General features: G+C 67.9%; 7 protein-coding genes and 1 tRNA gene. 4 read left to right on the forward strand and 4 right to left on the reverse strand.

Going from position 1 to position 8,626, the window contains the following annotated elements; genetic code table 11:
* Positions 1–3 precede the first annotated feature (3 nt).
* Positions 4–74, reverse strand: a tRNA-Gly gene (locus RWX87_RS03875).
* Between the two features lie 400 nt (positions 75–474).
* On the opposite strand from RWX87_RS03875, the gene RWX87_RS03880 reads away from it, so the two are divergent.
* The 4 genes from RWX87_RS03880 to RWX87_RS03895 are packed head-to-tail and all read left to right on the forward strand — an operon-like array spanning position 475 to position 3,567.
* A complete protein-coding gene (locus RWX87_RS03880; protein WP_314687134.1) occupies positions 475–1,551 on the forward strand; it encodes an ABC transporter ATP-binding protein in 1,077 nt (358 codons plus the stop codon).
* Positions 1,548–2,516, forward strand: coding sequence for an ABC transporter permease (locus RWX87_RS03885; protein ID WP_314687138.1), 969 nt, complete (start codon positions 1,548–1,550; stop codon positions 2,514–2,516). The genes RWX87_RS03880 and RWX87_RS03885 overlap by 4 nt, the downstream gene beginning before the upstream one ends.
* Positions 2,513–2,968, forward strand: coding sequence for a LytTR family DNA-binding domain-containing protein (locus tag RWX87_RS03890; protein ID WP_314687141.1), 456 nt, complete (start codon positions 2,513–2,515; stop codon positions 2,966–2,968). The genes RWX87_RS03885 and RWX87_RS03890 overlap by 4 nt, the downstream gene beginning before the upstream one ends.
* Positions 2,969–2,979: 11 nt before the next feature.
* Complete coding sequence (locus tag RWX87_RS03895; RefSeq protein WP_314687143.1) at positions 2,980–3,567, forward strand: DUF3021 domain-containing protein; 588 nt, start codon at positions 2,980–2,982, stop codon at positions 3,565–3,567.
* On the opposite strand, the gene htpX is transcribed toward RWX87_RS03895, so the two are convergent.
* The 3 genes from htpX to RWX87_RS03910 all read right to left on the reverse strand — a co-directional run bounded on the left by htpX (position 3,534) and on the right by RWX87_RS03910 (position 8,295).
* A complete protein-coding gene (gene htpX, locus RWX87_RS03900) occupies positions 3,534–4,484 on the reverse strand; it encodes a zinc metalloprotease HtpX (RefSeq protein ID WP_314687145.1) in 951 nt (316 codons plus the stop codon). The genes RWX87_RS03895 and htpX overlap by 34 nt on opposite strands.
* Positions 4,485–4,622: 138 nt before the next feature.
* Positions 4,623–6,059 carry an FAD-dependent oxidoreductase gene (locus tag RWX87_RS03905; protein WP_314687147.1) on the reverse strand — a complete coding sequence of 479 codons (1,437 nt, stop codon included), beginning with the start codon at positions 6,057–6,059 and terminating at the stop codon, positions 4,623–4,625.
* Between the two features lie 10 nt (positions 6,060–6,069).
* The gene (locus RWX87_RS03910) at positions 6,070–8,295 is read right to left on the reverse strand and encodes a heavy metal translocating P-type ATPase (RefSeq protein ID WP_314687149.1); all 2,226 of its coding nucleotides are present in this window, start codon (positions 8,293–8,295) and stop codon (positions 6,070–6,072) included.
* Between the last annotated feature and the right edge of the window lie 331 nt (positions 8,296–8,626).

Below are 8,626 nucleotides of genomic sequence, written 5' to 3' on the forward strand. Positions count from 1 at the left end.
GGGAGCGGATGACGGGAATCGAACCCGCCTTTACAGCTTGGGAAGCTGTCGTTCTACCGATGAACTACATCCGCGAACATCCGCCTGAGCGAACATACGAGTAGACATGATAGCACGGGCTCCACGGCTTCCCCGGCGGCCGGGTCCGACGGATCGGACGAATCCCATCCGGAAGGGCTCTCGCGACGGGACGGCCGCTGCGGCCCGGAACCCGGAACGCCTCCGGGAGCCCGCCGATCGAATCCGCCCCGCATCCTCCACCGCCTGCCGCGCATCCGCTCCCGCTCGCCGGCGAAGGCCCGACCTTCCCTGGCGTCTCTGGCATGGTGAAGTCATGGGAAGGGAAGCGCATGGGGGACGGTCAGTTCGTCTCCGTTCACGTCTGAGACAGCACATGGGCGAATCCCCCGTGCGCCAAGCCGTCCATGCCGAGCCGTCCACGTCATGCCGCGCCCGACTATGAGGGGGAACCATATGAGCGTCTCACCCCGCCCGTCGATACGGACATCCCAGACCTCCACCGGGAACAGGCCGTTCCTCGCCATCCAGAGGCCCGCGCCCCGCGACGCGACGGAGAGCGGCTTCGTGCTGCGGGCACGGGGACTGTCCAAGGCATACGGCGGGCGTCTCGCCGTAAACGGGGTGGACGTCGACGTCCGTCGCGGCGCACTCACCGCGCTCATCGGACCGAACGGCGCCGGCAAGTCCACCATCATCTCCATGCTCGTCGGCCTGCTGCAGCCCACGGCCGGAACCGTTCGCGCACCGGCCTGCGAACCACGAATCGGCATCGTCTTCCAGAACGGCGTGCTGGATCCCACGCTCACCGTCCGCGAGAACCTCGCGATCCGGTCCCGCCTGGGCGAGCGCGGTCCCCGCGCCCGCGTCGACGAGGTCATCCGACTGGTAGGAGCCGACGACTTCGCCCGACAGCGCTACGGAACCCTGTCCGGCGGCCAGCGCAGACGGGTCGACATCGCCCGAGCGCTTCTGACGCATCCCGACCTTCTCGTCCTGGACGAACCGACGACGGGCCTCGACATCGGCACCCGCAGGAGCCTGTGGGGACTGCTGCACGGACTGCGAAGGGACGAGGGGATGTCGATCCTGCTGACGACCCACTACCTCGAGGAGGCTCGGAACGCCGACGACGTGATCGTCCTCGACCGCGGCCGCATCATCGAGCAGGGAACGGCGGCGGACCTCGTCCGGCGATTCGGCGACCACGCCGTCATCCTGTCGCCGGGACCGGGGAAGGGGGAGCGCCTCGCCCGTCTCATCGCCGCCGACCCCCGCTGGTCCGCGCACGTCCGTCCCGTGCGAGACCTCGGTCGGGCATCCTCGGCGGCCCACGACGTGAAGCATTCCCCGGACGACGAATCGGTGGAGGTCGATCTCGACGATCCGCACGACTGTCTGGCCCTTCTCGACGCCGTGCAGGGTCTTGCGGAGGACTTCGAGGTGCGTCGGGGAACCATGGACGACGTGTTCCTCGCCATCACGGAACGAGCGCGGCGGACCAGCCGCACGGATGACGGGAGCATGAGATGATCGCCCTGACGGGACGGAATCTTCTTCTTTTCGCCCGCGACCGCATGGGGATGCTGCTGTCCCTGACGGGAGCCCTGGTGGCCTTCGTGCTGTACGTCGTGTTCCTCAGACGGTCGATGTCAGGGGAATGGGCCCTGGCGACCGCCGGAAAAACCTCGGCCGGGAACGCCCTTCTCGACACCTGGCTGATGGGCGGCATGCTCGCGATCACCGGCACCACGACTCCTCTCGGGGCCATGGGCCAACTCGTCGACGACCGCGAGAACGGCCGTGACGTCGACTTCCGCGTCGCCCGGGTCGGGCCGCTGCGGATAGCAGGAGGGTACATCCTGTCCTGTGCGCTGATCGGCCTTCTTATGCAGGCCGTCGTGCTCGTCGTCACCGGGCTCTGGTTCCGTCTCGCCGACGACGTCACGCTGCCCTGGGCCGAGCCACGGACCATCGCCCTTCTGCCGCCGCTGATGGTCCTCAACTCCGCATGCGGCACGGCCCTCGCCTACGCACTGACCTCGCTTATGCCCACGCATACGGCGAATTCCAGCCTGAACACCATCGTCGGCACGGCGGCCGGATTCCTCGCCGGCGTCTACATCCCCGTGGGCGTCATGCCCGACGCGGCGCAGGGCGTGGTGACCCTCTGGCCGGGGGCCTACGCGGCCTCGCTGTTCCGCAGACTGCTGATGTCGCGCTCGATCCCCGACGTCTTCGGCGAATCCGCCTCCGGTGCCGATGCCTTCCGGAGGCAGATGGGACTCGGATACGAGGCGTTCGGTCTCGGCGCCACCACCGCCGTCGCGGAGGTCGCCCTGCTGCTCACCACCACAGCGGGTATCATCGCCATCACCATGCTGGTGCGCCGGATGACGAGGATGGGCAGGCGACGGATGCGGAGGATACAATCGGCGGCCACGCCGGCATCCACGACGCGGGCGACAACGCGGACGGAGGGAGAGCCGCTCCGATGACCGTGAGCTTCCGGCGGAACCCCAATCTGCCCAAGGGCCGGATCGACATCATCGTCGAGTCGAGCGAACCCTCCGCCGAGTCGGACAGGGTCCTGAACGCCATCGCCGCGATGGGCAGGGACCCCGCCACGGTGGTCATCGAATCGGCCGGGCGTCTCGAGGTGCTTCGCCGAGCCTCCATCGTCTCCATCGAGGTCCGAGGGGACGTGCTCGTCATCCGGACGACCGAGGGTCGCACGATCGCCGTCCGCGACCGCCTCTACCGTCTCCTCGAGCGTCTCGCCGATCCGGACATCGTGCAGGTCTCGCGTCAGACGGCCATCGCGGTACGTCATCTGGTCTCGCTGGAGGCCAGCTATTCGGGGAACATGACGGCCCTTCTCGACTCGGGCGCCACGACCACCGTCAGCAGACGGTACGTGCCGGCTCTCCGACGGGTCCTGGGCGTATGAGGGGAGCGGACATGACGGACAGCAGGGACACAGGCGCGGATTCGGTCGCCGACATGGCGGGCAACGGGGACCGTGACGTCATCGTGCACGCCACGACGTACGCGACGACGGGCACCGGCCTCGGATCCGTCGCGTTCCTCGCCCTACAGGCCATCGACCCCGGCAGCATCCCGGTGACGCGCACCAGCGTGCTGACCCTGTTCCTTGTCGCGGCGCTGATCGGCGAGCTCACCTGGCTGTTCTCCCTCGACCGCTGGCCCTTCCCTGCGCAGCTGGCTCTCCATTGCCTGGGAGCCCTCGGGCTTTCGACATGCTGGCTGGCGACGAACGGCTGGACCGACATGCTCGGGAACGCCCGGGGGCTGTGGTTCCTGCTCACCTTCGCAGGCATCTATGCGGCGGTCTGGGCGCTTGTCGGCATCGACGCGCGCATCAACGCCCACCGCATGAATCTGCGTCTGGCGGGGCTCCGACGTCAACGTGGCGCGGACGGCGACGAGGGTCGTCACGGACCAGACGGCCCTGCGGCGCCGGCCGTTTCCGACGTCCCGACGACTCCCGTCCCTCAGCGCCAGGACCCCGAGCCCACCGGCACGTAGCCGGAGCCCTGCTCCACGCCGTGAGCATGCATCTCGCGGGCCATCTCCATAAGGCGGGCAATCCGGTCCTCGGTGGGGGGATGCGTGGAGAAAAGCCGAGAGAGGCCCTTGGAGGAGAAGGGGCTTTCGATCATCATCGCCGACACCGACTGCGTCGCCGCGGTCTGCGGCATGCTCGCCGACCGGACGCCGACGGAGATCTTGCTGAGGGCAGACGCGAGCGCCTCCGGGTCGCCGGTGAGCCTGCTGCCGTCCTCATCGGCGTCATACTCGCGCGTGCGCGAGATGGCCAGCTGGATCAGGGAAGCGGCGATGGGCGCCAGGACCATGCTCAGCAGCAGGCCCACCACGCCGAGGGGGCCCGAGTCACGGTCGTTGCGACGACCGCCGCCGAGGTACATGAGCGAGTAGCCCAGATAGGTGATCACCGTGGCCATGGCCGAGGCTATGGCGGAGGTGAGGATGTCGTGATTGTAGACGTGCATGAGCTCGTGGCCGAGGACGCCGCGAAGCTCCCGTTCGTTGAGGATCCCCAGGATGCCCTGGGTGCAGCATACGGCGGCATGCCGCTCGTTGCGGCCCGTGGCGAAGGCGTTGGGGCTCATCGTCGGCGCTATGTAGATGCGGGGCATGGGCCTGCCGGCCCTGGCCGACAGCTCCCGTACGATGGCATAGAGCGCGGGGGCCTCCTGCTCGGAGACCTCCTTCGCGCGCATGGAGGCGATGGCCAGCCGGTCGGAGAACCAGTAGGACAGGAAGGTGGCGGCCAGACCGATGACGACGTAGATGCCCAGCGTCGCGCCCGTGCCGCCCGTAAGCCACCAGATGAGCATGATGATCGCCCACATCAGGCCGAACAGAAGCGTCGTCTTCAGGCCGTTGAAGTGGCCTCGGACATGCATGGTGCCGTCACTCATGTCCCATAGCCTATCCGAATCCGCTGGGTGATGTCTGGACGTTCGGCGAAGGCTCTCCGAACGCGTCCGCGGGCCGTCCCGGCCCGCCTCCATGCCGTCCGATACGCGTCGGAGCCGGCGCCGGACCCCGTACTACAACTACGACCGGGCGAGGCGGCGCATGTCCTCCGGGTCGATGACCTTCTTGTGCGCCCGCCCCTCCTTCGCGCCCTCCGAACGCTCAAAGGCGTCGATGCGCTTCCAGCCGGCGAAGTCGATCGGCGTGACGCCCCGCTCGGCGAGAAGACGGTCGATGGATCCCGGATCGCGGTCGGAGGCCACCCGTCCGCCATCGCCTCCGGCGGCAAGGTCGTCAAGCATATGGGCGACGATGGCGAGCGCATCCGATTTCGTCGAGCCGATAAGCCCCACGGGGCCGCGCTTCGCCCATCCCGTGGCATACAGACGGTTCCTGACGTCTCCGCCGGCCCGAGCGAGGATCCGGCCCTCCTCGTTGGCCAGCGTCCCACGCCGGTCGTCGTAGGCGATGCCCGGGGCGTGCGCCGGCTGATAGCCGATGGCATGGTAGACGGCCTGGACCGGGAAATCCCGGAACTCCCCCGTGCGATGCATGACGCCATCCGCTCCGGTGCGCGTACGCTCCACGCGTATTCCCGCGACGCGGCCATCCTCGCCGCAGATCTCGACGGGCGCCGAGTTGAAATGCAGATGGTAGCGTCTCGTCGCCGGATCGCCCTGGAAGTCGACGTCGCCGTCATCCTCCATGTCCTGGGCCATCTCGCGGATAGCGAACAGCTCCTCGACCATCTGCCGCGTGAGCTTGTCCTTCCCCGCCTGCTCGACGGTGGCGTCGTCAAGCTCGAAGTCGTCCTCGTCGATGACGATCTGCACGCCCGGCAGCTTCTCCAGCTCACGCAGCTCCTGCACGGAGAACCTGGCCTGGGCGACGCCGCGGCGGATGAACAGATGGAGCTCGCGGGCCCTGTTGGCGCGAATCCCCTCATAGACGTTGTCGGGGATGTCCGTGCGCGTCCTGAGATCATCAGCGTCCCGCATCAGCTCGCGCGCCACGTCCATGGCGACGTTGCCGCCGCCGATGACGGCCACCTGCCGGGCGTCCAGAGGCCATTGCCTCGCTCCCGCGGGATACCCGTCATACCATTCGACGAACCGTGCCGCCCCGTGCACGCCCTCGAGGTCCGCACCGGGGATGGTCAGCGGGCGGTCGGCCACCGCGCCCGTGGCGAAGAGCACGGCGTCGTAGCGTGCAAGAAGATCGTCCAGGGTGACGTCCCGCCCGAATTCGACGTCGCAGTAGAGATGGATGTCGGGATTGTCCAGCGTCTTCTCCAGGGCGTCGGCGATGAACCTGATGCTCGGATGGTCCGGAGCCACACCGTAGCGAACAAGCCCGAAGGGAACGGGCAGCTTCTCGAACAGGTCGATGCGGGCGCGCGAGCCAAGGCCCAGATCCTCCCCCGTCCTGGCCAGCTGCCGCAGAAGGATGTCGGAGGAGTAGACGCCTGCGGGTCCCGCGCCGATGACGGCGATGCGAAGTTCGGTGTTCTCAGTCACGCGCTCCAGCCTAATCCACAGGCCGTTTCTCCGATAGTGCCAAGGTGGGGCGATCGGGCGACGCGCGGAAGAGCACGGTGAGCGCCCACAGGATGGACGCGACGTCGATGCCTTCCTGGAGGAACGCTCCGACGACCACGGGGATGAGATCGAATGCGGCCGCGGCCATACCCACCGTCGCCAGTCCCAGACCTCCGAGAACCGACTCGAGCATGACCCGGCGCGTCATCCGCGCGATGGCCACGGAATTCGGGACCACGGCGATGTCGTCGGTCATGATGACCGCCTCCGCCGATTCCGAGGCGGCCGTGACGGCTCCATCGGTGACCGCCATGCCGACGTCGGCCGCCGCGAGCACCGGAGCGTCGTTGACGCCATCGCCGACCATCAGCGTGACGGTCCCACGGTCACGTCGGCCAGTGCCCCGGGAGAAGCGACCCTGGGTTCCGGAGTCCTGGAGCCCGGCGTCCTGGAGCCCGGCGTCGCGGACCGCACGGACCTTGTCCTCGGGGAGGAGATCCGCCCGCACGTCGTCGATGCCGACCTGATGGGCGATGACGCGGGCGGAATCCCGGCGGTCGCCGGTCACCATCGTTATTCTCCGTATCCCCATATCCCTGAGCCGCCGCAGGCTCCGACGGGCGTCGGGCCGCGGAACGTCGCGCAGGACGACGCGGGCGGCAAGATCTCCCTCCAGCGAGACGTAGCAGACCATCTCATCCGGCTGGAGCGCTTGGTCGCCATCCGAGCGGAACCGTGACAGAGGATCCTCGACGCGGCCTTCTGCCGCGAAGGAGAGGCGGCCGACCCGCACACGGACGCCGTCGACGTCGCCCTCCACGCCGTTCCCCGGATCCTCCTTGACGTTCGCGACGGTCGGATATGCCCGGTGCGTCCTGGCTCTGTAGTCGACCAGGGCATCCTGACCGGCCCGCGAGATCCCCTTCGCCAGTATATGGACCGAGTAGGTCTCCAGAACACCGGCCATCACGAGGATGCCGGTCTCGTCAGCTGGAGCCTCCCTCGCGGGCATGCCGTCCCGGCCTCTCCCGTCGGAGGCGGGATCGACGCGGATCACCCGAGGCGTCCTGCCGGTCAGGGTGCCGGTCTTATCGAAGAAGACGTGGGTGACCCGCGCCAGCGTCTCCAGAACATCCTGCGTCTTGACGAGGAGTCCGGCCTTCGCCAGGCGTCCGGTGCCGGCGATATAGGCGACGGGCGCCGCGATGAGAAGAGGGCACGGCGTGGCGAGCACGAGCACCTGTGCGAATCTGGTGGGGATCCCGGTGACGACCCATGCGGCGACGGCGATGGCCAGCGAGACCAGCGTGAAGGGGACCGCCAGCCTGTCGGCGGTACGAACGGCGGGGGCTCGCGACTCCTGGGCCGTGGAGACGAGATGGAGGATCCGCTGATACTGGGAATCCGCGGCTACCTGAGCGGCCTTCATCGTCAGCGTCGTCGACCCGTTGACCGCCCCGGACAGCACGCGCGCCCCGGCGAACATCTCCCGCGGCATGGCCTCGCCGTTGATGCTGCTCAGATCGAGCGTGGCGCTTCCGCTGAGCAGATCGCCGTCCACCGGCACGGTCTCCCCCGGCAGGACGAGGAGGACATCGCCCACCCGGACCTGGCCGACGTCGACCGTGGAGAACCGGGGATGAGCGACTTGCGACCCCTCGCTCCCGATCGCGGGGACCGACGCCACGGCGCGGAAGCCTTCGGCCGACCGCGAGGGGGTCTCCCGGCCGTCCCCCTGCATGCTCTGGAGGGCGACCAGATGGGCCTTGCGTGGAGCCGCGTCGACAAGAGCGCTCAGATCGCTTCCCGCCCGTCCCCTCGCATAGGCCTCGATGGCCTCGCCGGACCAGACCATCAGGCACACGGCCCAGCTCGCCCAGAACTGGCCGACGACAAGGGTCGAGAGAATGGCCATGAGAGCCAGAACATCGACGCCCGCATGCCCGTGACGCAGATCGGCGACGATGCCTCGCAGCATAAGAACCGACGTCACGAGGGCGATGGCGGTCACGCACCACTGTCCCAAAGACATCCCGATGACGCCGCTGAGCAGGGAGTCGAGAGGGGAGGGGACTCCGAGACCTCCGAGGATACCGGACCCATACCAGACATGGACGTCGGCAAGCAACGCGATGGGCACGGCCGCCAGGACGGTCGCCGTGAGCATGGGCATGCGTCCGATAACCGAATGGACATAAGAGATGATGCGATGCATCTTTTTCTCCTTACGCTGGATACCGCCCGGACCCGAGTCCGGCTGTGCACACGCCTTGTTGACCCATCGACGGCGCTCCAAGGAACATGCGGCGATACACGGCGTAAGAAAAACATCTTGAGTTATCGATTCCACCGATTGGGCGGAACGTCGGCATCCATGCTACCAGCGGGCGGTTCCGCCCCCGACACGCATCCCGGGGACGCCCGGTCCAGCCTCCCATTCCGTCATCCGCCGACGAAACGGACCATGCACGGACACGACGGGGGCGGGCAGGCGGAACGATGTCGTCGGCGTCATAGGACGACGGCATTGGATGGGTGGACGGCAT

The sequence above is a fragment of the uncultured Bifidobacterium sp. genome (genome assembly GCF_963540075.1).
Lineage (GTDB): Bacteria > Actinomycetota > Actinomycetes > Actinomycetales > Bifidobacteriaceae > Bifidobacterium.

Coding starts and splice junctions, on each gene's coding strand:
- RWX87_RS03880 (WP_314687134.1), top strand. CDS start 475: ATGAGCGTCTCACCCCGCCCGTCGATACGGACATCCCAGACCTCCACC.
- RWX87_RS03885 (WP_314687138.1), top strand. CDS start 1,548: ATGATCGCCCTGACGGGACGGAATCTTCTTCTTTTCGCCCGCGACCGC.
- RWX87_RS03890 (WP_314687141.1), top strand. CDS start 2,513: ATGACCGTGAGCTTCCGGCGGAACCCCAATCTGCCCAAGGGCCGGATC.
- RWX87_RS03895 (WP_314687143.1), top strand. CDS start 2,980: ATGACGGACAGCAGGGACACAGGCGCGGATTCGGTCGCCGACATGGCG.
- htpX (WP_314687145.1), bottom strand. CDS start 4,484: ATGAGTGACGGCACCATGCATGTCCGAGGCCACTTCAACGGCCTGAAG.
- RWX87_RS03910 (WP_314687149.1), bottom strand. CDS start 8,295: ATGCATCGCATCATCTCTTATGTCCATTCGGTTATCGGACGCATGCCC.